This window comes from Bacillus sp. FSL R5-0585, from assembly GCF_038004545.1.
Taxonomy (GTDB): domain Bacteria; phylum Bacillota; class Bacilli; order Bacillales; family Bacillaceae_G; genus Bacillus_A; species Bacillus_A cereus.
On record NZ_JBBORJ010000001.1, the window covers coordinates 3,856,502 to 3,881,895 of the forward strand.

Sequence of the window (25,394 nt, forward strand, 5' to 3'; positions counted from 1 at the left end):
CAAGCAAACTAAAATTTGCTTGGTTTTTTTACTTTATTATTTTCATATGTTCAAACGGATAATAAATGCCTGCTAACTTTCCTAACACATCTTCTCTATCAATAAAACCTAAACCATTTCTACTATCCTTACTTATTAAGCGATTATCTCCCATAACAAAAATCTTATTTTTAGGAACTGTAATCGGTCCAAAGTCCTCTGTTAAATTCATAAGTTTTTTTTCTGCTTGTTTTTTATTACTATCCAAATACTCTTCATCTTTCACTTCAGAATTTACGTATAATTGATCATTTCTCATCTCAATTATATCTCCAGGCAATCCAATCACTCTTTTGACATAAAAATTATCTGTTTTCACAACAATAATATCTTCTCTCCCATAGCTTTCAAATTGTTTTGCTAACTTATTAACAATTACCTTATCTCCATCTTGCAACGTTGGCCTCATAGATGCTCCTTTTACAGTCGTCGGAAAAAACACAAAAATTTTCGCCAAAAACACCAATAAACATGCAATTGCAATAGTTCCAAAGAATTCACGCCAACGTTTTTTCTTTTGCATCATTTCACCAACTCATCATCTTTTTACTTTTATTATAAATAATACGACCGATGATTTTCTACAAAATTCTGAATTATAAAATTATAATATTAGAAATTTTAAAATAAAAATACTAATCAAATTAACAAGCAAAAAATATACTCTCAAAATAGTCTATCCACTATTTTTGAGAGTATATTTTTATAATCCCACATATATAATACACATTTGAGCAGCTACATATGTAAACCAAATCCAAAGTGGCTCATACTTCAATTTACGCCCTCCGATATCTGTCACGCCAATAATGAAATCAGAAATTACAAACAGTAAGCCACCAAACGCTGGTATCCACCATATTCCTGTATTTTCATAATATAAGGCGAATGCAAAGCAAGCCATTCCTCCAACCCACAATCCGTAAATTAGAGCTCCTATCGTAAACAATTTATCCTGTTTATCATTTCGGATAAAGAAGAACCATCCTACAATTAGAAAGAGCCCATATACGAGTAAGCCAATCCAAAAACCATTCCACGAAATTCCTGTTTGCAAAAATGCTTTTACATAAAAACAATGAGCAAGAGCGAAAGTAACCATCCCTCCAATTAACCTGTGACCAATTGGAATCAGCCCAGCCATAAACAAATCTCCCACAGTCGATAAAGTCATACCAAGTGCAACCCACGTACTATACTCTACAGATGGATCTTGTAACCATATCCAAATTGCACTACCTGTTAAAGAAAAACTAAGAATAAGACGGATTGCTAAAGGTAACGGCATATTATCTTTCGTTCTTTTTGTCTGCCGCATTGCATAAATTGCACCAATTAAAAAAAGAAGTATTTGCCCAATTAACACCACGTAAAGTAGATTCATAATATGTTCTCCTCAATAAATGCTTTTTGTATCTTTTTTCGTTACACTTAGTCTATTATCCTTTTTCTATAAAAAAAGAAGAACAGTACTGTTCTTCCATTGTAATCGCTTTTCTGCTTTCTATGCTACTTGTTTTTCTTCCTCTATTTTTTGCTTAGCTGGCGTCCGATTTACCACAATAATTCCCGCGGCTACACATGCTAAACCGAGTAGCACAAATGAATGAATTGCTTCACCTAAAATCATGCTCGATAATAACACACCAAATACGGGTATAAAGAACATATACATAGATACTTTTCCAACCTTGTTGTACTTCATAATTGTATTCCAAATGCAAAAACCAGCTGCAGATAAGAAAGATAAATAAATCAGCATAAGTAGTGCATGTAGACTAAATGTAAATGGCATGACTCCAACTTGTAAAGCCCCTATACATAATAATCCTATAGAACCAAACATCATTTGGTATGCTGTCATATAGCCAACATCTAATGTTTTACTACCTTCTTTTGCTAATATGTTTCCATATGAATACAGCATTGCTGCACTAAGAAGTAATAAGCTTCCGATTCCAAAATGAAATGATAAGCTACCATCACTCGGCACATTTACTAAAACGACGCCACAAAAACCAATCGATACCCCAATTAATTTTCTTATATTGAGAGCATCATCTTTATATAAAAAATGGGCGAGTAAAATTTGAAAGAATGATGATGTCCCTGAAATGATAGCTCCTTCAATTCCCGAACTATAACTCATTCCAATATAAAAACAGATATATTGAAGAAACGTTTGGAATAAACCAATTTGTATTAACTGTTTCCCCGTTCCTTTTTTGAAGCTCATATCTTTTCCTAACACTTTAAAGAATAATAAGAGCATGAATCCAGATAAAAAGAAACGATAACCGGCAAATAATATTTGCTCTCCAACTTCTTGTGGTTGAATTCCAAGTTCAACATAACTTAATTTAATAAAAGGAAATGCGCTTCCCCATAAAAAAGTTGCTACTATTGCAGCAATAAATACGCCAATCGGATGGGTAAAAAATTTCTCTGTCTTCACTTGTTGTCTTCCTTTCCGACCTTTTTATGAACAATATTCATATATACCAAAGGAATTGCGAAAACACAAGTTTTCCGTTTATACTTGAAACAAAACCGTACCATCTCATAAAAACATATGATATACTATAGAATAATTACAACATAAGAACGATTAAAAACAGATTCAACAGAAATGCTGCTATCCATTATGGATGGCAGCTTTCGTCGTTTTATAAGGGTTTCGATTTTGATTATTTTTCTCAATAAGAATTCGGAAGGAGCGAGTAGTAATGAACTCAGAAGTAAAAACGTTACACGCAAAAGAAGCAATTTCTCATCCCTCTTTATGGGACACATTAAAAAAACATTATGAACTTGTATTTGCATTGGCATCTGGTATTTTTATTTTAGCTGGCTGGCTATTCACAAAGAACGATGCAATGAATGCAGGTATTACTTGCTATATCCTTGCTTATATAGTTGGTGGATATGCAAAAGCGAAAGAAGGAATTGAAGATACGATTGAAGAAAAAGAGCTAAATGTTGAAATGCTAATGCTCTTTGCAGCTATCGGTGCTGCAATTATTGGCTACTGGGCAGAAGGGGCTATTTTAATCTTCATCTTTGCGCTCAGCGGTGCTATGGAATCTTATACATTAAGTAAGAGCCAAAAAGAAATTTCCGCTCTTCTTGACTTACAACCCGAAGAAGCATTACGCATTTCCAACGGAACAGAGGAACGTATTCCTGTTGGAGAGTTACAAATTAACGACATTATTTTAATTAAACCAGGTGAACGTGTTCCTGCTGACGGTACGATTCATAACGGTGAAACAAATATCGATGAAGCAGCAATCACGGGAGAACCTATTCCAAATGAGAAAAGACATGGCGATGAAGTATTTGCAGGTACTGTAAATTTACGTGGTGCTATCGAAGTTAAAATTACGAAGCCGAGCGATCAAACATTATTCCAAAAGATTATCCGTCTCGTACAAAGTGCACAAAGTGAAAAATCACCATCACAACTATTCATCGAAAAGTTTGAAGGAACATACGTAAAAGGTGTACTACTCGTTGTTGCGCTTATGATGTTCGTTCCTCATTTCTTACTTGACTGGAGCTGGAATGAAACGTTTTATCGCGCTATGATCTTACTTGTAGTCGCATCTCCTTGTGCGCTCGTTGCTGCCATTACACCAGCAACGTTATCTGCAATTTCTAACGGAGCAAGAAATGGAATTCTCTTTAAAGGTGGCATACATTTAGAACGCCTCGCTTCAGTAAGAGCAATCGCCTTTGATAAAACAGGAACATTAACAGAAGGAAAACCTACCGTAACAGATGTATATGTTCGAGAAAATATGACAGAAAAAGAAGTACTTTCTATTACAGCATCCATTGAAAGTCACTCTACACATCCTTTGGCTGCATCTATTGTTAAATATGCACAACATGCGTACGACATTACATTAAAAAAACCTGAAAAGGTTGAAGATGTAACTGGTTTTGGGCTAAAAGGAATATTCGAAAACAACGCTTATAAAATAGGTAAAGCTGATTTTATCGGTGAAGAAACAAAAACATTTCATAATGGTATTTCTGCCTCACTTGAAAAGGAAGGTAAAACTGTCGTTTATATTAGTGATGAGGGAGGCATTCTTGGACTTATCGCTTTAAAAGATACGCTTCGCCAAGAAACAATAGCTGCTATTCGTGAATTACAAAGCATTGGTGTCGAAGCAATTATGATTACTGGAGATAATGAAGAAACGGCAAAAGCAATTGCCTCTGAAAGTAATATAAAGGAATATTACGCATCATGCTTACCAGAAACAAAAGTTGAAACGATTAAAAAGTTAAAAGAAAAATACGGTACAGTAGCAATGGTCGGAGACGGTATAAATGATGCACCTGCACTAGCTACTGCTAGCATTGGTGTCGCAATGGGAGAAGGAACAGATGTAGCTTTAGAAACTGCGGATGTTGTACTGATGAAGAACGAACTATCTCGTCTTTCCCAAGCAATTCGTTTATCAAAACGAATGAACCGTATTGTGAAGCAAAACGTAATCTTTTCGCTAGCCGTTATTGCCATGCTAATTTGTTCAAACTTCTTGCAATTTTTAGCTCTTCCATTCGGTGTTATTGGCCATGAAGGAAGTACGATTCTTGTCATTTTGAATGGCTTACGATTATTAAAAGGAAGCAAATAAAACGGGTCCCTCATAGAGGACCCGTTTTTTTTAATGATAGCTATTATGACCGTTCGCACTGCTACTCGTTTTATGCTTTGGATGCGAACTGCTCTTTTGTTTATTATTACTTTTATTATTATGGTTCTTTTTATTATTACTCATGAAATATCCCCCCTGTTCCTTTTTATTATGGAACAAGAGCTCATTATTCATTACGGGAATTATTGTCACCGGTTCTATAATGGTGGAGTAAACCATTAATTTCACCGCCAAGTAAAATTACCCATCCAGTTAAGTAAAACCATAACATTAAAATAATGATACCACCGAGACCACCATATGTATTGGCGTAATTCGCAAACTTATCTACATAATAAGCAAATGAGTACGATACCACAATCCATCCTACAGTAGCAAATAACGCCCCTGAAATAACTTCTCTTCTTTTTAACTTTCGATCTGGGGCAAATGTATATAAGAAACTAAACAAAGCAAATAGCACGAAGAAACTCGCTACTAATCGTGTAATGCTCCATACGAAAGAAAAACTATCTGATAAACCGAGTGCTTTAAACACTGCTGCTCCAATAACTTGTCCGAATACCGGAACAATTAACGCAAAGACAATCATAAAAATAATAGCTAATGTAAACACAATTGATAACGCTCTTGTTGTAATAAAAGAACGTGTTTCCTTCACGTCATAAGCGCGGTTAAAAGCATTCATAACCGCATTAACACCATTTGAGGCAAACCATAACATGGATAATAAACCAAATGATAATAAACCACCATTTTGCTGGTTTACAACTTTATCTACATTTACCTCAATTAAGTTCATTGCATCATCTGGTACATAAACCTCTAATAAACTAAGCACATCCTCTGTTTGAATGGGAATAAATCCAAGAAGCGTAATTAAGAAAACGAGCCCAGGAAAAATCGCAAGCAAGAAGAAATAAGCGAGCTGTGCTGCCAAGCCCGCTACATCATCGCGCATCGTCCGGTCATATAAATCTTTACCAAACGAATAAGTACGATTTCTTCTCACCTTTTCTAAAATTTTTCTCATATATGTTTAAACGCTTTTCTTCTCTTCTTTATCTTGCTTTAACTCAATGTACGCTTCAGTTTTTTTTTCCACTGCATTTGAGTCTTTCATAAATAATTCACGCGCTTCTTTCATACCACCATCTTCAGCAACTATTGGCTCTTCTTCTACTTTCAACTCATCTACCTTTGGAGATACAGCTTGAATTTCAATCGTTTCTGGCTTTTCTTCTGGCTCAACTTTTTTCTTACTAAAAATTTCTTTCGTTTCTTTTAACGTCTCTACAACAGATGGCGTTAATTTTTTAATTTCTGCTACTTTCGCTTTTACCACATTGAAATCAGCAAGTTCGCGTCCTTTATCTGTAACAGTTTGCACTTTTTCTTTGATCTTTGCATTTTCACCAATTTCAATCATCTTTGTTTTTGCTTTTTCTGCTGTATTTTTTACTTTTTCACGGTTTTCTTTCTTTAACATGGATACAGCTACACCTGCCGCTACACCAATCGCAATGTTTCGAGCAATATTATTTTTCTTTGCCATATTCCTTCACCCTTTCATTTCTTATGTTAGAAAGTATTTCTTTCTAAGCTTCCTCATATTCCTTGTTCATTTCGAATGAAAGCTAATAGCTTTGCACACCCTTCTGTTACAAGGTCATATACTTCTTGGAAATTCCCTGTATAGTAAGGGTCAGGAACGTCTGTCCAGCCACCGTCTGGAACAAAGTCGGACAGCCTACCAATATAGCCTCCAGTTTTACCTAAACTTTTTAAATCTGCTATATTCTTGTTGTCCATGGCAATAATATAATCAAACTTTGTTAAGTCTTCTTTTTCTACTTGCCTTGCTTTAATTCCTTCAAAAGTGACTGCATTTTCTTTTAAAATTTTTTGTGTTCCTTTATGTGGCGGATGGCCAACATGCCAATCTCCAGTTCCTGCAGAATCAATGACAATTTTCTCTTCAAGTCCCTCTTTTACGACAAGATTTCGAAAAATCGCTTCTGCCATCGGAGAACGGCAAATGTTCCCAAGACAAACAAACAATACTTGAACCATATTTTTGTTTCTTCCTTTCTTGGTGCATTTGTTTATATATACTTATAGTATAAACAACCAATTAGTGAATATAAAGGAAATCCCTACTAATTTAATGGGATTGAAAAGATTCATTAACGAAAATGATAAAAAATGTTAAGATAGCCTTATGTTATTTTAAAGGGGGACACTTCGGTGGATTTATCCGTAAAGTCAGAAGAAAACGTTGAATATATGGTCGAAGCTATTAAAGAAAAATTACGTATGGTTAATGCTGGAGCGATGAGAGCTGCTAGTTTTAACGAAGAAATGTACGAAGATTTACGTGACATTTATGATCATGTTATGAAACGTGAAACATTCAGCATTAGTGAAATGCAAGCTATTACAGAAGAATTAGGTACATTAATTAAAAAGTAAAAAAGCCTCTCTTATATGAGGCTCTTTTTTATTTCCAACAAATTCATGACAACTCATCTCTTTCCCTCAACCAACTGTAAAATATTGTACAATAGAAGTAGAACCTCATCTTAGATTTTTTCTCCATACATACTACTCACAAATAATAGCAACACTACCATTGCTAACTGTTTTTACTGGAGGTGCTTACTTATGAGCAATTGGTACAGTAAGACGAAAAATCAAACATTAATTGACCTAGAAACAAACGAACAACACGGTTTAACAGATGAGATTGTAAGTGAACGTTTAAAGCAATACGGTTCTAATGAATTAGCTACAAAACAAAAACGCACTTTATGGCAGCGTATTTTCGCCCAAATTAATGACGTCCTCGTATATGTCCTTATTATTGCTGCCCTTATTTCTGCCTTTGTAGGTGAATGGGCGGATGCCAGTATTATCGCGCTCGTTGTAGTTTTAAATGCTGTTATCGGTGTTGTCCAAGAATCGAAAGCAGAACAAGCTTTAGAGGCATTGAAAAAGATGGCAACACCTAAAGCTATCGTCAAGAGAAATGGTGAACTAAAAGAAATTCCATCTGAGCACGTCGTTCCAGGGGATATCGTTATGCTCGACGCCGGACGATATATCCCATGCGATTTACGCCTTATCGAAACCGCAAATTTAAAAGTTGAAGAATCTGCTCTAACTGGTGAATCTGTCCCTGTTGATAAAGATGCAATCTACCACCCTTCCATGCAAAGTGATGAGCAAGTACCACTCGGCGATCAAAAAAACATGGCCTTTATGTCCACTCTTGTAACATACGGAAGAGGCGTCGGTGTTGCTGTTGAAACTGGGATGAACTCACAAATTGGTAAGATTGCTACCCTTTTACATGAAGCAGACGATGATATGACACCACTTCAAAAAAGCTTAGCACAAGTTGGAAAATATTTAGGCTTTGTCGCTGTAGCTATTTGTATCGTTATGTTTCTCATCGGTTTTTTACAAGGCCGGGATACATTAGAAATGTTTATGACTGCTATTAGTTTAGCTGTTGCAGCTATTCCAGAAGGCTTGCCAGCTATCGTTTCCATCGTTCTTGCAATTGGTGTGCAACGTATGATTAAACAAAACGTTATCATTCGGAAACTACCAGCTGTTGAAGCCCTCGGTTCTGTCACAATTATTTGTTCAGATAAAACAGGTACGTTAACGCAAAATAAAATGACCGTTACTCACTTTTATAGTGATAACACATACGATCGCTTAGAAAGTTTAAATGTAAATAATGATGCGCAACGTCTATTGTTAGAAAATATGGTGCTATGTAATGATGCGTCTTACAATAACGAATCACAAACGGGAGACCCGACTGAAATTGCACTTCTCGTTGCTGGAACCACTTTTAACATGCAAAAAGATCATTTAGAAAAAATACATGAACGTGTTAACGAAGTACCTTTTGATTCAGATCGTAAAATGATGTCAACCGTACATATGTACAATGAAAGTTACTATAGCATGACGAAAGGCGCTATTGATAAACTCTTACCTCGATGTACCCATATTTTTAAAAACGGCAAAATCGAGATTTTAACTGATTCTGATAAAAATCAAATATTAGAAGCTGCCGGATCAATGTCTCAAGAAGCTTTAAGAGTGCTTTCATTCGCATTTAAACAATACAATTCAAGCAATGTGGATATAGATCATCTCGAAGAAAACCTCACCTTTATTGGCCTTGTCGGTATGATTGATCCACCGCGAACTGAAGTAAAAGATTCCATTACAGAATGTAAAAAAGCCGGTATTCGCACAGTTATGATTACTGGAGACCATAAAGATACCGCCTTTGCGATTGCCAAAGAACTTGGTATTGCTGAAGAAATATCTGAAATTATGATTGGAACTGAATTAGATAACATTTCTGATACAGAACTAGCTAACAAAATTAATCATTTAAATGTATTCGCTAGAGTCTCTCCAGAGCATAAAGTGAAAATTGTAAAGGCATTACGCGCAAAAGGAAATATCGTTTCTATGACTGGTGATGGTGTCAATGATGCACCATCTTTAAAGCAAGCTGATGTTGGCGTAGCGATGGGCATTACAGGAACAGACGTTGCAAAAGGGGCAGCAGATGTCGTGTTAACAGATGATAATTTCTCATCTATCGTGAAAGCCGTTGAAGAAGGTAGAAATATTTATCGTAACATAAAAAAATCAATTCTCTTCCTACTCTCTTGTAACTTCGGAGAAATTATCGCTTTATTTTTAGCGATTTTACTCGGCTGGGCAACACCACTACGACCTATTCATATTTTGTGGGTGAATTTAATTACAGATACACTGCCTGCATTATCACTTGGGGTTGATCCTGAAGATCCAGATGTGATGAAGGAAAAACCACGACATGCGAAAGAAAGCTTATTTAGTGGCAGCGTTCCTTTCCTGATTTTCAATGGAGTTATCATTGGACTTTTAACGCTAATAGCTTTTATCGCCGGAGCAAAATTCTATACTGGAGATACAAATTTATTCCCTCTTTTCCCAGAGCGAATTGATGACGATGCTCTATTACACGCTCAAACGATGGCATTTGTCGTTCTTAGTTTTTCTCAGCTCGTTCATTCATTTAACTTGCGTTCAAGAACGAAATCAATTTTTTCAATTGGGATCTTTACGAATAAATATTTAGTTTTCTCCCTTCTTATCGGTGTTCTTATGCAAGTTTGTATCATCTCCATCCCGCCCCTTGCAAATATATTCGGTGTACATGCATTAACGATGCGAGATTGGGGATTTGTTCTCTTATTAAGTATCATTCCGCTTGTTGTGAATGAAATTATTAAATTAGTGAAGAGAAACTAAAAGGCAATGAGGAATAGTCCTCATTGCCTTTTCATTTATCCTTGTAATTCTTTTTTGATGTTCTCTGTTAATGTAGCCATACGTTTGCGGCTTTCTTCACGCTCACGTTTGTTTTGCTCTTCAATTTGTTGTGTTTCTTGCATACCTCTTGAAATAATGTTCCAGGTTTCCTCAAGTGTCTCCATCTTAATACTAGAAGAACCTGATAATCTCGCTACTTCTACACTTTGCGTCGCGATATTTTGTGCATTTTTCTTAAGTAATTCATTTGTACGGCGATCCAGTTCAGCCATAGAATCTGCAACAAGCTTTTGACGCTTGGCATTTACCGCTTGAATGATACCATTTTTAAAGATAGGAATCGTTGTAATAAATGCTGTATTGATTTTACCAATTAATTTATTATTACCACGTTGAATCATACGAATTTGTGGTGCTGTAAGTAACGCAACCATACGTGCTTTTTCTAAATCGTCAATTCGCTGTTCTAAAATTTCAACAGAGTTTTTAAGCGACTCTAATTCAATACCTGCTAATTGATCATTATTACGTACACGCTCTTCATACATCGGAACTAACTCTGTATTTAAACGCTCTAATAACATTTCTCCTGCTACTACGTATTTTTCTAAGTCTAAATAATATTTTAAGTTTTGCTCATACAAGCCATCTAACGTACCAATTGATTTTTTCATCTCATCTTGGTACTTCGTAATTTCCACATAAACTTTATCAATTTCCCGGCCCATCGTTTGATATTTACTAAAGATTTGTTCTATCATTTTATCCGCTTTTTTGAACATGCGTGAGAAGAAACCACTTTTTTCTTCCGCAAAGTCTTTACTATCAAATCGGTCCATAATTTTACCAAGCTGTTTTAATAATTCACCAGAATCTTCTATCTTTGATAATGACATTGTATGTAAAATTTGATCAGCAAAACGTGAAATCTCCATAGAAGGTTCTTTTCCAAGTTCAATTAATTCTAATTGATCTTTAATATCTACCGCATTATAAATACGTTGTACATCCGCATCTTGTCTAAGTTGTAAGCGAACATCTTGTGCTGTTTGTTCATTTAATTCTGTTTTCGGATCTAGTACGACTGGGTTATTCATATGGTATTCTCCCTTTCCTTATAAAAATGGACGAAATAGTCCTTTTATTGTTTGTGATAAATTTTTATAGGCTGATGAACCATGAAACTCAAGATCGAAATTAACCTCTTCAAGCCAATGTGAATCAAATGCCCCCGCTTCAATATACGGTTCAATATCGTTTCTTCCCGTTGGATTGAAATGGAATACATCTACTCCAATTTGATTCAAAAATAGTAATAAAACAGCATCAGAACGAGTTAACTCTCCACTCTTCTCATTATTAAATATAACAATTTTCGGTACATCTTGTGAATAATCAAATTTCTCAAGCTGTTCTAAAATATTCGGTGGTATTTGAGAAAGTTGCGCGAAAACATATAGCGCTACATCTTGTTTCGTCTCTTTCGCAATTGGTTTACACATTTCACTTTCACACGTATGGATAATCGCTTCTGCAATTCCATGCTGTAAACCTTCCGGTAAACGCTTATGCGGCCACCAATGGCTATTCATAATTAGATCTGGATGCAATTTCCCAGCTCGGTCCAATGCATCTCGATAATGATATTGGAAGTTTGCTTTTTGTTCTTTCGTAAATGGGAATGTATTAATTAGTAAACTGTTATCAAATGATGTAACAGCCTTTAATCGTTGAAAATATTCTTTATCATTCTTTGAAACGCCTGATATTTTCGCAAATAAAGAAGGGATATAAATGTGTTTATTTTCAACAAAGAATGTCGGGCGTACAAACGCCTTTTCTTTCGTAATTAAAAAGAGTTCATCATATGTTGTTTTTAGTGTACGAGCTACAGGCGTATAGGAACGGAATTGCCACGGCTTGTACAGCAGTGAATTATCGTGGTGAAGTACTTGTTCAATTTCTTTCGAAGCTTGATACGCTACTGTTGCAACACGCTCACGGCGACGATCAGGGAATGGTTCAAGCGAAATACGACTTGAATGAGATACAACAAAAGTTCTTCCCTCTTCATCAATATTTTCAAATCCATCTCTTCCTTCTGGGTGATAATAAAGCACATCACAACCGAGCATAATAAGAAAGTATAAGAAATATATACGGCTTTCCTGTGCATCACCGTACCAAATGATACGCGGCATTTGTTTCTTATAGTTAATCGTAGAAAACCACTTCGCTACGTAATTTTCGCTTAGTTTAATTATGTCGATTAAGAAACGACGGAAGCCTTCTGTCTTTAACGACTGATTATGTTGCTTCTCATATAATTTCAATAGTGAAATAAACGTCGTATGTATGTAATGCTGTAAATCAGGATTGTCTACTTTCGGTAAAAGTTGTTTCCCAGATAAGTGTGCAACTAGCCTATTTACTGTCAGACCATTTGGTGCTTCTTGATGTAATCCGAACACTTCTTGAATATGACGAAGCTTTTCCGAATCAATCACTTTGTTTAAATTTTGTTCGTGTAAAACTTCGATTCCTTTCGCTTCACTATAATCAAACAGTTCATTAAAATATTCATCTACATCATTAGGAACGCCAAGGATTCGACATGCTATATAACTAAATTTCATCTCATTCTCTGTCAGCTCATATTGTGGGCGTTTTTCTAAAAGCGTTTCAAATTGCTTTAAATCTGATTCATCTTTTAATGCATATGGTTGAAGTGTAAAACGTGAAAACACAACAGTTCACCTCCAAAAACATTTACGTTTTTCTAAGTCCTTCTTATATTATAAACTATTTTTGGTTATAAAAAATGGGCGCTCGCAAAACGAGCAAACCCATTTCAATTATTTATTGTCTTCTTTAGTAGCTGCAACTTCTTCTTTAGCTTGTCCAGAATTCTTCATGTAGTGAATTATAAATGTTGCTCCAAATGCTACAACTAAAATAATGAAGAACAGTGTATGACTAATATGAATATCAATTAGAGACAATAGCATTTTCGATGCGATAATTAAGATTAAAATATATGCTGTTGTTTCAAGCTCTGGAATACGCTCTAACAATTTTAAGAATACACCAGCGATACCACGCATCATTAAAATACCGAGCATTCCGCCTAATAATAGAATCCAAACTTCATTAGATACACCAAATGCAGCAAGTACGCTATCTACAGAGAACGCGATATCCATTAATTCAACCATCGCAACTGTTCCCCAGAAGACACCGAACATTCTAAAGAGAATACTATTTTGATTCATACCGTGAGCTTCGTCTTCTTCACTTGCACCTTTACGCTTATCAATAAAGTATTTTACTGATAACCAAGCAAGGTAAAGTGCACCAAGAAGTTTTACCCACCATAATTTAATTAAGAACATCCCGATTCCAATCGCAATAAAGCGGAATACATAAGCTCCAATAAGTCCATAGAATAATGCTTTTTTACGTTTCTCTTCCGGAAGGTGTTTTACCATTACTGCTAATACAAGTGCGTTATCAGCAGATAACAACCCTTCAAGTACAACAAGTGTACCAATTAATCCCCAAGATACTGGATCCTGCAACACTTTAATCCACATGTCCAAGTCAAAAAACTGAGCATACGTATCAAGGATTCCTTGCAAAATACTCATCTTACCTATATCCCCTATTCTTTGCTAGATTTATAGAAAGGTCAAAAAAAGGAAACGAATGTCGTTTCCTTTCTATGCATCCAAGCCATACGCTCTTACAAGCGCACCTAAACCACCTTGGAATCCACTTCCTACTGCATTAAACTTCCACTGTCCATTATGACGGTATAATTCACAAAAGACAACTGCTGTTTCGATGGAGAAATCTTCCCCTAAATCAAAACGAAGAACTTCTTCATTCGTTTCTTCATTCGCTAAACGAACGAACGCATTTCCTACTTGTCCAAAGTTTTGACTACGGCCTTCTGCATCATAAATCGTAACTGTAATAGCAATTTTGTGCACATCTGCTGGAACTTTCTTCAAATCTACAACAAGTTGCTCATCGTCACCTTCACCTTCACCTGTGCGGTTATCTCCTGTATGTAGAACAGATCCACAAGGAGACTGTAAATTATTATAGAAGATAAAATCAGTTTCCTTCGTACATTTTCCGTTCGCATCTAATAGGAATGCTGATGCATCTAAATCGAAATCTGATCCACCGTCGTAAGATTTAATATCCCACCCAAGACCAATTACTGCTTTTGTTAAACCAGGGCTTGTCTTACCTAAATCAATCTTCTGTCCTTTTTGCAATTGAATAACCATTTATATTCACCTCTATATTTTAATCTTAAAAAATATATCCATCAGTAAACATCTGTTTTATCGATGGATATATCAATCTATTACTCTACATCTAAACCGAAATTATTACATAGAGACGCTAATCCACCTTGGAATCCACTTCCGATTGCATTGAACTTCCATTCACCTGCATGACGGTATAGTTCACCTACTACTACCGCTGTTTCAATAGAGAAATCTTCTCCTAAATCGTAACGAATTAATTCTGCATTCTTTTCTTCATCTAAAATACGTACGAAAGAGTTAGAAACTTGTCCGAAGTTTTGGCTGCGTCCTTCTCCATCGTAAATTGTGATTGTGAAGCAAATACGTTCGATATGTGCAGGTACATTTTTTAAATCTACTTTAATCGATTCGTCATCGCCTTCACCTTCGCCAGTTCGGTTATCTCCTAAATGCTCGACAGCACCATTCGCACCTTTTGGGTTATTATAGAAGACGAAATCCTCTGCACCTGAAACTTTACCGTTAGCACCTACTAAGAAAATACTAACATCTAAATCGAAATCATTTTGTCCATCATAACGATTCGTATCCCAACCAAGTCCTACAAGAACTTTTGAAAGACCTGGATTCGTTTTTGTTAAGTCTACCTTTTGTCCTTTTTTCAATGAAATTGATGCCATATACAATTCCTCCTCGGTTTATTTTATTGATAACGTGATACAATCTCACTTAAGTTTTTATCTTGTGTTCCTTCTCCAACTGCTGAGAATTTCCATTCACTTCCGTGACGATACATTTCACCTGCAATTAGAGTCGTTTTGCCAGCATAATTATCCGATAAATTATAGCGCGCTAATTCTTCACCAGTTTGCGGATTTTGAATACGAATATATGCATTACGAATCATCCCGAAATCTTGACGACGATTTACACAGTCATAAATATTTACAACGAATACTAAACGATTAATACGGCTCGGAACTTTATGTAATTCTACGAAAATTGTTTCGTCATCACCAGCGCCTTCGCCTGTTAAATTATCTCCTGAATGAATAATACTACCACAAGTAGAAAGTTTATTTCCGAAGTAAACTAAATCATTTTTGTTTAAAAAACGATCTCCTTCTAACATAACAACAGATGCATCACAATCTACATTTGGTTTACTTCCAAATAATGAAGACAGAAATCCACCTGATTGCCCAATTGGATCCCAGCCTAAGCCAACCTGTAGTTTTGCTACTTTTGGTTGTCCTTTCGTTAAATCGATCTTTTGACCTTTTTCTAAAATAATAGGCATGAAGTTTCTCCCTCTCTACAAAGCATTTTCCAAATCGGAAAATATTGTATTCTTCTCTTATATTGTAGCATTATTTACCTAGCGATAAAAAGGATAAATTCTCAGTTATATGAAAACATTCATATAATTTACTTATGATGATGTAAGAAGTGGTAAATAGCACCAATCATTCCTGCACAATTACCGTTTTGTGCAAGTTCAATCTCACAATTATTATAAATCTCTTGATTTAAGTATTTACTGACCTCTTCTTTTACTTCTTTTAAAAACTTATTTCCTCTATCGGTAATTCCTCCACCAATAATAATCGTTTCTGGATTGAAAATATAAGCAAGATTACTAATTCCGATTGCCAAATGTCTAAAGAAAATCCCAACTGCTTGAGCAACTTCTCTATCTCCTTTATCATACAACTCAAAAATTGTTCTCCCATTCCACTCACCTTTGCCTTTATACTTTCTGACAAGACGAATTAATCCTGAAATCGAGGCAACCTCTTCAAACGTTTTTCCTTCTATTAACATATTCCCCCATTCACCAGCACTAAATGAATTTCCTCGGTACAATTCTCCATCTATAAAAATCGCTCCCCCAATCCCTGTTCCGAGGGTGAGCATAATAAAATTCTCTTTCTCTCTTCCACTACCATTCCATTTTTCTCCAAACGCTGCACAATTCACATCATTGTCAATCGATACTGAAACTTTTAATATCTCTTGCAATCTATCAATAATAAGAATAGTACTATATCCCGGGATATGATCCGCACCTCCCGTCACAATTCCTTTATTAATATCAACAATTCCCGCAGTGCTAATACCAATTCCTACAATAGTATGTTCATTCATTATTTTTTTGGATACATATATAAGTTTTTGAATAATTTGTTCTCCACCTAAATGAATTTCTGTTGGAACTGTTTGATGCTTTCGTACTGTTCCTGTTTCTGAAACAATCCCATATTTAATTTGTGTACCACCAACATCAAATGCAATATATTCTTTCATCTGTTGTCACTTCCTCTATTGTAATGAGTCTGAAACTCCCCACGCTCTACTTATTATAAAAAATTTACACTAACTCTTTTCTCTCTTTAGAAATACTCCACCTTTTTCTATATATAGTTTTTTTTGCATAAAACTCTTTTTCCTAAGAAATATTACAAAGGGATGTATTTTAGATGGAATATTAATTGCTTAGGAGGAAAACCATGACGAAAATCTTCATTTTAGCATCAACACTCTCTTTATCTTTTTTTAGCGGTTTAAATATCGGTAATGCTGCAACTGAAAACTTCCAACCATTAACAAACGCTATTGTACAAAATAGCGATCATTTTGCCGAAGGAAATTTAAAGGATAATAATAAACCTCCAGGAAATAACGGTTCTCAGGACGATAGTGGCTCTGGCGGCAACGGTTCCGGCGGTAACGGTTCTGGTGGTAGCGGCTCTGACGGCAGTGGTTCTGGTGGCAACGGTTCCGGCGGTAACGGTTCTGGTGGTAGCGGCTCTGACGGCAGTGGTTCTGGTGGCAACGGTTCTGGCGGTAACGGTTCTGGTGGTAGCGGCTCTGACGGCAGTGGTTCTGGTGGCAACGGTTCCGGCGGCAATGGTTCTGGCGGCAATGGTTCCGGTGGCAATGGTTCTGGCGGCAACGGCTCTGGCGGCAATGGTTCTGGCGGCAATGGTTCTGGCGACAGTGGCTCTGGCGACAGTGGCTCTGGCGGCAATGGTTCCGGTGGCAATGGTTCTGGCGGCAATGGTTCTGGCGACAGTGGCTCTGGCGGCAACGGTTCCGGCGGTAACGGTTCTGGTGGCAATGGCTCTGGCGGCAATGGCTCTGGCGGCAATGGCTCTGGCGGCAATGGCTCTGGCGGCAATGGCTCTGGCGGCAATGGCTCTGGTGGCAGTGACTCACACGGTGGTAATGGCTCTCAAGGTGGCAATCGTGTTAAAGGTGATAGCAGTTCTCAAGGCAGTAACGGCTCTCAAGGCGACAATCGTGTTAAAGGCGATAGCAATTCTCAGAAGGGCAACGGTTCTCAAGGTGGTAATGTAAAAGATAATACAAAAAAACAAGGCGATAAATTACCTAATACTGCAACGCATTACCCTATATCTATTTTAATGGGTCTTTCAACATTCCTAATTGGTATGTTACTGTTTATTCGTCGTAAAAACGTAAAATAAGAACAACATCCTTCCATCTAAAGAATACATGAAATACTGTATAAAACTAAAAAGGACTTTGGATTACATTTTATTATGCAGCCCAAAGTCCTTTTATCACCTATCAGAAAAAGTATTAATACGCTTTTCCCCAATACACCATTTGTTTAGCTTCTTTACCACAACAAATGCATTCTTCAGCTAAATGCTCTTGCTCAAAAGGCATACAACGTGAAGATACGCCAACTTCTTCTTTTAGTTTTTCTTCACAAGCTAATTCCCCGCACCACATTGCCTTAATAAAGCCTTGCTTTTCGTCAGCTATTTTTTTCATCTCTTCGAAATTTGTCGCAACATACGTATTCTCATCGCGAAATGCTTTTGCTTTATTAAATAAAGCAATATGAATTTCTTCAAGTAATGCTGGAATACGTTCTTCTAATTGATCCATTGGTACAAACTCTTTTTCCTTCGTATCTCTTCTTACAAGTACAACTTGATTCTTTTCAATATCTTTAGGGCCAACTTCTAATCGAATTGGAATCCCCTTCATTTCATACTCATTAAATTTCCAGCCTGGTGTTTTATTACTAGCATCTATTTTTACTCGTGCAACTTTTTGAATATGTGCTTGTAACTCTGTTGCTTTTGCTAAAACTCCTTCTTTATGCTGAGCAATTGGCACAATAACAACTTGCACTGGAGCGACTTTTGGTGGCATTACAAGTCCATTATTATCACTATGAACCATTATTAGCCCGCCTATCATTCTTGTTGATACACCCCAAGATGTTTGGTGCACATATTGCCACTTACCGTTACGATCTAAAAACTTAATATCAAATGCTTCTGAGAAATTCGTCCCAAAGTTATGAGAGGTTCCTGTTTGAAGTGCTTTTCCATCATGCATTAAACTTTCAATTGTATAAGTTGCCTTTGCTCCAGCAAACTTCTCTTTTTCTGTTTTTTGTCCTTTAATAACTGGTATTGCTAAATAATCCTCACAGAAAGAAGCATATAAGTTTAAAATATTTAATGTTTCAGTCTGCGATTCTTCTGCTGTTTCATGGATTGTATGACCCTCTTGCCATAAAAATTCAGTCGTACGAAGAAACGGCCTAGTTGTCTTCTCCCAACGAACTACTGAACACCACTGATTATATAACTTTGGCAAATCATTATAGGATTGCACAATTTTTGAAAAGTGCTCACAGAATAAAGTTTCAGATGTAGGACGTACACAAAGTCTTTCCGCTAACTTTTCATCTCCACCATGCGTAACCCATGCTACTTCAGGAGCAAATCCTTCAACATGATCCTTCTCTTTTTGCAATAAACTCTCTGGGATAAACATTGGCATATATACATTTTCATGGCCAGTTTCTTTTAACTTCTCATCCATCACCTTCTGCATATTCTCCCATAAGGCATAACCATACGGACGTAAAATCATGCACCCTTTTACACTTGAATAATCAACAAGTTCGGCTTTTTTTACAATATCGGTATACCACTGCGCAAAGTCCTCTTCCATCTTCGTAATGGCTTGCACTTGTTCTTTTGCCATAGTCAATCTTCCTCCTTCTAGAAAATACAAAAAAGCCCGCGTCCCTAAATAGGGACCGAGCTTTGCCGGCGTTACCACCCTGATTCATGCACAAAAATTGCGCATGCTCTCTTTTTGATAACGGGAAATTCCCGCTGCATATGCAGAACTCAAAGGCAGGTTCCATATTGCCTTTTTAAGAATCTTTCAGCCTGGCGGATTCTCTCTCTGCTAAAAAGGTTGAACATGTACTAGTCCTTTTTCATCGTTATAACGAAATAAATTTGTTGATTATCATAATACAAATTCTTTTTTAAAACAATAGCTAATTTTCTTATTATTATATATTCTTTTCATTTTTTACAGTTTTATACGTAGCTTTTCCGCGTAATTTTCACAAGTTGATGTGCAATCATACCGATAAGTGTACCAAGTAGGACAAAGAAACCAATAAATCCATATCCCATTCCTTCCCACCCACCAATAACCATCATTGTAACGGGAAAGGACGCTAAGCAAAGAAGTATTAAACTAAGTGCAAATATAATATCGAACTGTTTGTCTGGAAACCGTTTCTTTAGTAAATATGAAATAGCAAATACAAGGATAATCGTAATTCCACCAATGATGTAAAAGATACCAAATCCATCTAACCAATCCATAGTGTTTCCTCCTTCCATAGATTCCCTTATACTTAATTATATGTTTAATTTTTCTGAAAATAAATAATCAATTTTCACCTAAAAATATATTTTTATTACTAGGTATTAATAGTAATATATAAGAATAGGTTTTATATAATCAGGAGGGAACTTTATGGATAAAGCATTAACAAACCATGTCATTATTTTATCATTCGACTGTTTATCAGCTTTAGATTTTCCTATACTAGAAAAACTACCTCATTTCCAATCTCTAATAAAAAAGGGCACGGTTGTCGAAAAAGTAGAACCAATTTATCCTTCTGTAACATATCCAAGCCACTCAACAATCGTAACCGGTAATTACCCTAACAAGCACGGTGTTGTTAGCAATACGTTACTTCAACCAGGGCGTGAATCACCTGATTGGCATTGGTATCGAAAATCAATAAAAGGAACAACATTGTATGATGAAGCGCGCAAAGCAAATTTAACGACAGCCGCCCTTCTATGGCCTGTTACTGGAAGAGCGAACATCGATTACAATTTACCAGAAATTTTCCCCAATAGACCTTGGCAAAATCAAGTGTTAGTTTCCTTATTTAGCGGTAGCCCACTATACCAATTAGATTTAAATCGTCGTTTCGGCCATATAAGAAATGGTTTATCACAACCAGAGCTGGATGATTTCGTCCTCGCCTCTGCTGTGCATACAATCCAGACGAAAAAGCCTAATGTCATGTTCGTACATTTCACCGATCTAGACACCCAAAGACACTATCACGGCTTTGAATCTAACGAAACAATAGCTGCTATCCAGAGACATGACGACCGTCTAGGGAAAATTATTCAAGCACTAAAAGAAAGTGACCTATACGAAGAAAGTACAATTATTGCCCTTGGTGATCATAGCGCTTTAAGTGAAAACAAATCCATCCAATTAAATGTGCTATTCCATCAAAGAGGACTTATATCTCTTAATAAAAAAGGAAAATTAGTAGACTGGAAAGCCTATTGCCAAAGTTGCGACGGCTCTGCCTATGTATATGTAAAGGACAAAAATGATACGGATACAATTCGGGAGGTACAACTACTTCTTGAAGAACTACTTCAAAATAAACAAAACGGAATTGAATTTATACTTCATGATGAAGCTGCCAAAGACTGCGGTGCAGACAGTAATTGTTTATTCATGTTAGAAGCACGAGAAGGGTATTATTTCACTGAAAGCTATACAGGAGATTTTATAAAAGAAATTACTGAAAAAGATGTTACGCCTAGTAAAAAATATACATTTGGTACGCATGGATACTCTCCAACAAAACCTAACTATGAAACAATTTTTATCGCTGCTGGGAAAGGAATAAAAAGCGGCATTACCATACCGTATATGAGACTTATTGATGAAGGTCCAACTATCGCTAGACTACTCGGTTTACACTTAGGTGAAACAGACGGAGCAATTGTAGAGGATTTACTCCAATTGTAAAGAACTGTGTATATATGTAAAAGTTATGTAAAATTCATCACTGTTTCTCTTTTTATAATTTTTATTTTTGTACACTGTTAGTAAAACAAATTTAAGGGGGAACATTATATGAAAAAAATGTCCAGACAAGAAAAAAGCTGGATATTATACGATTGGGCGAACTCTGTATACTCGCTCGTCATTACAACTGCATTATTTCCAATTTACTTTAAAGCAGCTGCAAAAGAAGCTGGACTATCTGGGGCAACTTCAACAGCATATTGGGGATATGCAAACTCATTCGCAACACTTTTAATTTCTATACTTGCTCCTATTCTTGGCACAGTTGCTGATTATAAAGGATTTAAAAAACGTTTTTTCACATTCTTCTTTGGACTCGGTATCGTATTTACAAGTATGTTAGCAGTCGTTCCAACCTCTCAGTGGTACTTATTGCTAGGGTGCTATATGCTCGCCTTAATCGGCTTTGCTGGAGCAAACATTTTCTATGATGCATTTTTAGTGGACGTCACTTCTGAAGATAGAATGGACCGAATTTCTACAAGAGGATTTGCATTAGGTTATATCGGGAGTACAATTCCTTTTATCGGTTGTATCGCTCTTATTATTCTTTCTCAAAAAGGAACTATTCCCTTATCGGTCGGCATTGCTAGTCAAATTTCCTTTGCGATAACAGCTCTTTGGTGGGGGTTATTTACAATTCCAATGCTAAAAAACGTAGAGCAAACACACTATATTGAGCGTCATCCAAGACCTATTAGAATGAGCTTCAAACGTCTTGCTGATACTTTTAAAAATATTAAAGAATATAAAACTGTATTTATGTTTCTAATCGCTTACTTTTTCTATATTGACGGAGTCGATACAATTATTACTATGTCTACCGCTTACGGAACCGATCTCGGTATTAGTGCAACGAATCTATTAATCATATTATTTGTAACACAAATTGTCGCTTGTCCATTTGCTTTACTATACGGAAAACTATCTGAAACATTTACTGGTAAAAAAATGTTATATGTCGGTATCATTATTTATATCATTATTTGCACATATGCTTATTTCTTAAAAACGACACTTGATTTTTGGATTTTAGCAATGTTAGTTGCTACATCTCAAGGTGGTATTCAAGCACTAAGTCGTTCATACTTTGCAAAACTAGTACCTAAAGAATCTGCAAATGAATTCTTCGGATTTTATAATATATTTGGCAAGTTTGCCGCGATTATGGGTCCAGTATTAGTCGGTGTTACAACGCAATTAACAGGAAAAACAAACGCTGGTGTTCTTAGTATTATTGTTCTATTTATTATCGGAGGATTCTTACTAACTAGAGTTCCAGAAAATAATACATCCGTTACACCACCTAGTCCAAAGACTAAAACGCTATAAGAAAAGATCCTCTTCTCATAAGAAGAGGATCTTTTTTATTTTTAAAGGTGCGCCTTATAATGAACGACTCTACTGCTTGTACAAAAATAATTTATCAACAGTTGTTCCTAATACTTCAGCTAAACGGAATGCTAACGCTAAACTTGGATCATATTTATTATTCTCAATTGCATTTATCGTTTGTCTAGAAACCTTACATTTATCAGCTAATGCGCCTTGTGAAATATTATTTTCAGTGCGTAATTCATAGATTTGATTTTTCACACCATTGCTCCTAACCTGTAAAATCGTTTTTACAACATCAGTATATAATTGGCTCATATAGTTGTCAAAAGTTCCTCAAAGAAAAAGGGAGCAATATTGCTCCCTTACAATAGTTATTTCGAAGCTAACGAATTTGTTAGTGCCTCTTTATTAGCAACATCTTCTTTTTTTATTTGCATACGTAGAACTGGCCCTATCGCTAATAAAATAAGTGCCATTGCTATACAAAACACAGTAACTAGTGAAGTTAGTTCCTTTAATCCTCCAGCTAGTGCAGTTCCAATTAGCATTGCCCCCATAAAAAGTGGTAAAATCGTCCCATTTACTCTTCCAACCATATTTTCTGGTACAAGTTGAATCATAAGCGTACCGACAACAATATTAACACAAGCTAAACAAATACCTGTTCCAAACCTCATGAAACTAGTAATCCAAAATGATGTAGATAGCCCTTCTACTAAAAATGACATTGCTAATATGCCCATACCGAATACAAACATCTTTTTCGGATTCACTTTTGAAGCGAAAATTGCAGCAACAATACCACCAATTAACATACCTATTCCATCAGCTGCAGCTAAATATTGAACTGCTTCCTTTTCCATTCCAAGGCGCTCTATTACAAGAAATACCTCTAATGGAGTTGTTAATCCAACAGCTAAGCCTATAATGGTGAAAGTGATCGTAATCATACGTAAATTTTTCGTATGAAGAACATACTTCCAACCTTCTTTTATATCATTTTTTAATGAATCTCTCGCCACTTGCTCTTTTTCAACCCATTTTGGTAAAAATGAAAGGGCGATAGCAGATAACAAAAATAAAATGATTAAGCTATATAGTGACGTAAATAAACCAAGTTGTGTATACACAAGCGATCCTACCACTGGTCCAAAAATCAGAAATAATGACTGTAATGTTTGGTTAAATGCAATCGCATTTGCTACCTCTTCTTCTTTTACATAGCGCTTAAATATACGCGAAGATGAGGGCTGAGAAAACTGACCTACAATCGCGGAAATGAGTGTTGCAAAAAATATAGCCTGCCAATAATCCAGCTTTAACAACAGGACAATTCCTATAATAGACAGTACACTCAACACATCTCCAGCGACCATTGTTCTTTTCGGATTCCAGCGATCAGCTAGCGCACCACCGATAAACGAGAAAATAAAAATAGGTGCATATTCCATAACTGATAACAAAGAAACAGAAACCGGATCATTATTCGTTCGCTCCATTATAAAATACAAAAGAGCCATATTTCTGATCCAAATTGCAAATTGTTGTAAAATATCAGACGCCATAACGAGCATAAATGCTCGGTTTTTAAATAAAGCGTTCATTTTCATTCCCCTTTCACAAACCGACCGTTCGGTCTAATTTATTTTGTAAGAAAAGCAACTGACCTATTATTCAGCTGCCATTCCTTTTAACAATACATCTATTGCCTTTTTATAAATACGCTTCAACTCTTTATAATCTAGCTCGTAGTAAAGTACTCCAAGCCCTGATAATAATCCATTCACAATATACATAAGATCACGAGTATTATCTTCACGGAACTCTCCAGACTGTATACCTACTTCAATTAATTTCTCAAACATAACATATGATTCTCTAGTTAAAGCTAACAGTTCATCCAGAATCTCTTTACTTACAACTTGGCTCATAGAGAATTCCTCTATTGCATTTGAAATTGGTTGCTGTATGTCCTCTACATGATATTCCGCGAGACCATATAGTTTTTCAGTACTAGTGCTATACAACTTCTCTTTTTCATTCCATTTTTCAATCCAATCATACGTATGCTGTTTCACTACAAATAAAAATAATTCTTCTTTACTTTTAAAGTGATAATAAATACTTCCTTTACTTCGCTCTGTAATTTCACAAATCTCTTCCATAGATGTAGCTGCGTAGCCCTTCTGTGAAAATAGACTTTCTGCTTTATATGCAATTTCTTTCTTTATCTCTTCTGCGCTTCTTCTCATATTCACACCTCTTTAAACCGACCGTTCAGTCTAATAATAACAAATCAAAAACCTCTATCACAAGAGGCTATATTCCTTATTTAAGAAAACGTACTTTCAAACCAAGTTCGAATCATATGTATGGTTCCAAATTTAAATGCTAATTTAACAAGAAATACGCCTCCCGCAGCTAATAAAAATAACACTACTTTCCCCTTATTTTTCACTTTCGGTTCCCTTTTCATTTCCATTCCCCTTAGTATGTTAAAAAT

General features: G+C 35.9%; 25 protein-coding genes and 1 other annotated feature. Of the genes, 6 read left to right on the forward strand and 19 right to left on the reverse strand.

What is annotated here, in order from left to right:
* Positions 1–28: 28 nt before the first annotated feature.
* From lepB to MKY38_RS19960, 3 genes are all read right to left on the reverse strand, one after another.
* On the reverse strand, positions 29–565 hold the full coding sequence (lepB, locus tag MKY38_RS19950) for a signal peptidase I (protein ID WP_000983308.1): 537 nt from the start codon (positions 563–565) through the stop codon (positions 29–31).
* A 177-nt stretch (positions 566–742) separates the two neighbouring features.
* Complete coding sequence (locus MKY38_RS19955) at positions 743–1,423, reverse strand: lysoplasmalogenase (RefSeq protein WP_078384674.1); 681 nt, start codon at positions 1,421–1,423, stop codon at positions 743–745.
* A 120-nt stretch (positions 1,424–1,543) separates the two neighbouring features.
* Positions 1,544–2,494 carry a DMT family transporter gene (locus tag MKY38_RS19960; RefSeq protein WP_114555813.1) on the reverse strand — a complete coding sequence of 317 codons (951 nt, stop codon included), beginning with the start codon at positions 2,492–2,494 and terminating at the stop codon, positions 1,544–1,546.
* 271 nt (positions 2,495–2,765) lie between these two features.
* Here MKY38_RS19960 and MKY38_RS19965 point away from each other — a divergent pair, with 271 nt between their 5' ends.
* Positions 2,766–4,691: a heavy metal translocating P-type ATPase gene (locus MKY38_RS19965; protein WP_114555814.1), complete on the forward strand. Its 1,926-nt coding sequence runs from the start codon at positions 2,766–2,768 to the stop codon at positions 4,689–4,691.
* Positions 4,692–4,878: 187 nt separating this feature from the next.
* Here the strand turns inward: MKY38_RS19965 and MKY38_RS19970 are convergent, their stop codons facing one another.
* Genes MKY38_RS19970 through MKY38_RS19980 form a run of 3 tightly spaced genes read right to left on the reverse strand, consistent with a single transcriptional unit; the run spans position 4,879 to position 6,785 of the window.
* The gene (locus MKY38_RS19970) at positions 4,879–5,745 is read right to left on the reverse strand and encodes a YihY/virulence factor BrkB family protein (protein WP_001226536.1); all 867 of its coding nucleotides are present in this window, start codon (positions 5,743–5,745) and stop codon (positions 4,879–4,881) included.
* A 6-nt stretch (positions 5,746–5,751) separates the two neighbouring features.
* Positions 5,752–6,267, reverse strand: coding sequence for a DUF4075 domain-containing protein (locus MKY38_RS19975; RefSeq protein WP_001085389.1), 516 nt, complete (start codon positions 6,265–6,267; stop codon positions 5,752–5,754).
* 53 nt (positions 6,268–6,320) lie between these two features.
* A complete protein-coding gene (locus MKY38_RS19980; RefSeq protein WP_000250916.1) occupies positions 6,321–6,785 on the reverse strand; it encodes a low molecular weight protein-tyrosine-phosphatase in 465 nt (154 codons plus the stop codon).
* Positions 6,786–6,959: 174 nt separating this feature from the next.
* Here MKY38_RS19980 and MKY38_RS19985 point away from each other — a divergent pair, with 174 nt between their 5' ends.
* Positions 6,960–7,184 (forward strand): DUF1128 domain-containing protein, encoded by a 225-nt coding sequence (locus tag MKY38_RS19985; RefSeq protein WP_000366196.1) that lies wholly within the window; start codon positions 6,960–6,962, stop codon positions 7,182–7,184.
* A gap of 192 nt (positions 7,185–7,376) precedes the next feature.
* Positions 7,377–10,043 (forward strand): cation-translocating P-type ATPase, encoded by a 2,667-nt coding sequence (locus tag MKY38_RS19990; RefSeq protein ID WP_114555815.1) that lies wholly within the window; start codon positions 7,377–7,379, stop codon positions 10,041–10,043.
* Positions 10,044–10,078: 35 nt separating this feature from the next.
* On the opposite strand, the gene MKY38_RS19995 is transcribed toward MKY38_RS19990, so the two are convergent.
* From MKY38_RS19995 to MKY38_RS20025, 7 genes are all read right to left on the reverse strand, one after another.
* Positions 10,079–11,161, reverse strand: a complete 1,083-nt coding sequence (locus MKY38_RS19995; protein WP_001064409.1) for a toxic anion resistance protein — start codon at positions 11,159–11,161, stop codon at positions 10,079–10,081.
* A gap of 18 nt (positions 11,162–11,179) precedes the next feature.
* A complete protein-coding gene (locus tag MKY38_RS20000; protein WP_114555816.1) occupies positions 11,180–12,811 on the reverse strand; it encodes a YceG family protein in 1,632 nt (543 codons plus the stop codon).
* A gap of 108 nt (positions 12,812–12,919) precedes the next feature.
* On the reverse strand, positions 12,920–13,711 hold the full coding sequence (locus tag MKY38_RS20005) for a TerC family protein (protein WP_000025705.1): 792 nt from the start codon (positions 13,709–13,711) through the stop codon (positions 12,920–12,922).
* A 72-nt stretch (positions 13,712–13,783) separates the two neighbouring features.
* Positions 13,784–14,362 carry a TerD family protein gene (locus MKY38_RS20010; protein WP_000236649.1) on the reverse strand — a complete coding sequence of 193 codons (579 nt, stop codon included), beginning with the start codon at positions 14,360–14,362 and terminating at the stop codon, positions 13,784–13,786.
* 80 nt (positions 14,363–14,442) lie between these two features.
* Positions 14,443–15,027 (reverse strand): TerD family protein, encoded by a 585-nt coding sequence (locus MKY38_RS20015; protein ID WP_000146731.1) that lies wholly within the window; start codon positions 15,025–15,027, stop codon positions 14,443–14,445.
* A gap of 23 nt (positions 15,028–15,050) precedes the next feature.
* Positions 15,051–15,647, reverse strand: coding sequence for a TerD family protein (locus MKY38_RS20020; RefSeq protein ID WP_001121586.1), 597 nt, complete (start codon positions 15,645–15,647; stop codon positions 15,051–15,053).
* Between the two features lie 128 nt (positions 15,648–15,775).
* Entirely contained in the window at positions 15,776–16,654 is an 879-nt protein-coding gene (locus MKY38_RS20025) for an ROK family protein (RefSeq protein WP_114555817.1), read from the reverse strand.
* 203 nt (positions 16,655–16,857) lie between these two features.
* Here MKY38_RS20025 and MKY38_RS20030 point away from each other — a divergent pair, with 203 nt between their 5' ends.
* Entirely contained in the window at positions 16,858–17,838 is a 981-nt protein-coding gene (locus tag MKY38_RS20030; protein WP_341049531.1) for an LPXTG cell wall anchor domain-containing protein, read from the forward strand.
* A 115-nt stretch (positions 17,839–17,953) separates the two neighbouring features.
* Here the strand turns inward: MKY38_RS20030 and proS are convergent, their stop codons facing one another.
* The gene (gene proS, locus MKY38_RS20035; protein ID WP_061456728.1) at positions 17,954–19,384 is read right to left on the reverse strand and encodes a proline--tRNA ligase; all 1,431 of its coding nucleotides are present in this window, start codon (positions 19,382–19,384) and stop codon (positions 17,954–17,956) included.
* 47 nt (positions 19,385–19,431) lie between these two features.
* Positions 19,432–19,638: a binding site (T-box leader), on the reverse strand.
* Between the two features lie 93 nt (positions 19,639–19,731).
* Positions 19,732–20,025 carry a YesK-like family protein gene (locus tag MKY38_RS20040; protein WP_000383853.1) on the reverse strand — a complete coding sequence of 98 codons (294 nt, stop codon included), beginning with the start codon at positions 20,023–20,025 and terminating at the stop codon, positions 19,732–19,734.
* 154 nt (positions 20,026–20,179) lie between these two features.
* On the opposite strand from MKY38_RS20040, the gene MKY38_RS20045 reads away from it, so the two are divergent.
* Entirely contained in the window at positions 20,180–21,493 is a 1,314-nt protein-coding gene (locus MKY38_RS20045) for an alkaline phosphatase family protein (protein ID WP_065224803.1), read from the forward strand.
* A gap of 108 nt (positions 21,494–21,601) precedes the next feature.
* The gene (locus MKY38_RS20050) at positions 21,602–22,885 is read left to right on the forward strand and encodes an MFS transporter (RefSeq protein WP_000738812.1); all 1,284 of its coding nucleotides are present in this window, start codon (positions 21,602–21,604) and stop codon (positions 22,883–22,885) included.
* A 69-nt stretch (positions 22,886–22,954) separates the two neighbouring features.
* Here the strand turns inward: MKY38_RS20050 and MKY38_RS20055 are convergent, their stop codons facing one another.
* From MKY38_RS20055 to MKY38_RS20070, 4 genes are all read right to left on the reverse strand, one after another.
* Positions 22,955–23,206: a helix-turn-helix transcriptional regulator gene (locus tag MKY38_RS20055; protein ID WP_002023181.1), complete on the reverse strand. Its 252-nt coding sequence runs from the start codon at positions 23,204–23,206 to the stop codon at positions 22,955–22,957.
* Positions 23,207–23,262: 56 nt separating this feature from the next.
* The gene (locus MKY38_RS20060) at positions 23,263–24,495 is read right to left on the reverse strand and encodes an MFS transporter (protein WP_114555819.1); all 1,233 of its coding nucleotides are present in this window, start codon (positions 24,493–24,495) and stop codon (positions 23,263–23,265) included.
* Between the two features lie 66 nt (positions 24,496–24,561).
* A complete protein-coding gene (locus tag MKY38_RS20065; protein ID WP_001254434.1) occupies positions 24,562–25,143 on the reverse strand; it encodes a TetR/AcrR family transcriptional regulator in 582 nt (193 codons plus the stop codon).
* A gap of 80 nt (positions 25,144–25,223) precedes the next feature.
* A complete protein-coding gene (locus MKY38_RS20070; protein ID WP_000817981.1) occupies positions 25,224–25,367 on the reverse strand; it encodes a hypothetical protein in 144 nt (47 codons plus the stop codon).
* Positions 25,368–25,394: the final 27 nt, after the last annotated feature.

Coding starts and splice junctions, on each gene's coding strand:
- lepB (WP_000983308.1), bottom strand. CDS start 565: ATGATGCAAAAGAAAAAACGTTGGCGTGAATTCTTTGGAACTATTGCA.
- MKY38_RS19955 (WP_078384674.1), bottom strand. CDS start 1,423: ATGAATCTACTTTACGTGGTGTTAATTGGGCAAATACTTCTTTTTTTA.
- MKY38_RS19965 (WP_114555814.1), top strand. CDS start 2,766: ATGAACTCAGAAGTAAAAACGTTACACGCAAAAGAAGCAATTTCTCAT.
- MKY38_RS19970 (WP_001226536.1), bottom strand. CDS start 5,745: ATGAGAAAAATTTTAGAAAAGGTGAGAAGAAATCGTACTTATTCGTTT.
- MKY38_RS19975 (WP_001085389.1), bottom strand. CDS start 6,267: ATGGCAAAGAAAAATAATATTGCTCGAAACATTGCGATTGGTGTAGCG.
- MKY38_RS19980 (WP_000250916.1), bottom strand. CDS start 6,785: ATGGTTCAAGTATTGTTTGTTTGTCTTGGGAACATTTGCCGTTCTCCG.
- MKY38_RS19990 (WP_114555815.1), top strand. CDS start 7,377: ATGAGCAATTGGTACAGTAAGACGAAAAATCAAACATTAATTGACCTA.
- MKY38_RS19995 (WP_001064409.1), bottom strand. CDS start 11,161: ATGAATAACCCAGTCGTACTAGATCCGAAAACAGAATTAAATGAACAA.
- MKY38_RS20005 (WP_000025705.1), bottom strand. CDS start 13,711: ATGAGTATTTTGCAAGGAATCCTTGATACGTATGCTCAGTTTTTTGAC.
- MKY38_RS20010 (WP_000236649.1), bottom strand. CDS start 14,362: ATGGTTATTCAATTGCAAAAAGGACAGAAGATTGATTTAGGTAAGACA.
- MKY38_RS20015 (WP_000146731.1), bottom strand. CDS start 15,027: ATGGCATCAATTTCATTGAAAAAAGGACAAAAGGTAGACTTAACAAAA.
- MKY38_RS20020 (WP_001121586.1), bottom strand. CDS start 15,647: ATGCCTATTATTTTAGAAAAAGGTCAAAAGATCGATTTAACGAAAGGA.
- MKY38_RS20025 (WP_114555817.1), bottom strand. CDS start 16,654: ATGAAAGAATATATTGCATTTGATGTTGGTGGTACACAAATTAAATAT.
- MKY38_RS20030 (WP_341049531.1), top strand. CDS start 16,858: ATGACGAAAATCTTCATTTTAGCATCAACACTCTCTTTATCTTTTTTT.
- proS (WP_061456728.1), bottom strand. CDS start 19,384: ATGGCAAAAGAACAAGTGCAAGCCATTACGAAGATGGAAGAGGACTTT.
- MKY38_RS20040 (WP_000383853.1), bottom strand. CDS start 20,025: ATGGATTGGTTAGATGGATTTGGTATCTTTTACATCATTGGTGGAATT.
- MKY38_RS20045 (WP_065224803.1), top strand. CDS start 20,180: ATGGATAAAGCATTAACAAACCATGTCATTATTTTATCATTCGACTGT.
- MKY38_RS20050 (WP_000738812.1), top strand. CDS start 21,602: ATGAAAAAAATGTCCAGACAAGAAAAAAGCTGGATATTATACGATTGG.
- MKY38_RS20055 (WP_002023181.1), bottom strand. CDS start 23,206: ATGAGCCAATTATATACTGATGTTGTAAAAACGATTTTACAGGTTAGG.
- MKY38_RS20060 (WP_114555819.1), bottom strand. CDS start 24,495: ATGAACGCTTTATTTAAAAACCGAGCATTTATGCTCGTTATGGCGTCT.
- MKY38_RS20065 (WP_001254434.1), bottom strand. CDS start 25,143: ATGAGAAGAAGCGCAGAAGAGATAAAGAAAGAAATTGCATATAAAGCA.
- MKY38_RS20070 (WP_000817981.1), bottom strand. CDS start 25,367: ATGAAAAGGGAACCGAAAGTGAAAAATAAGGGGAAAGTAGTGTTATTT.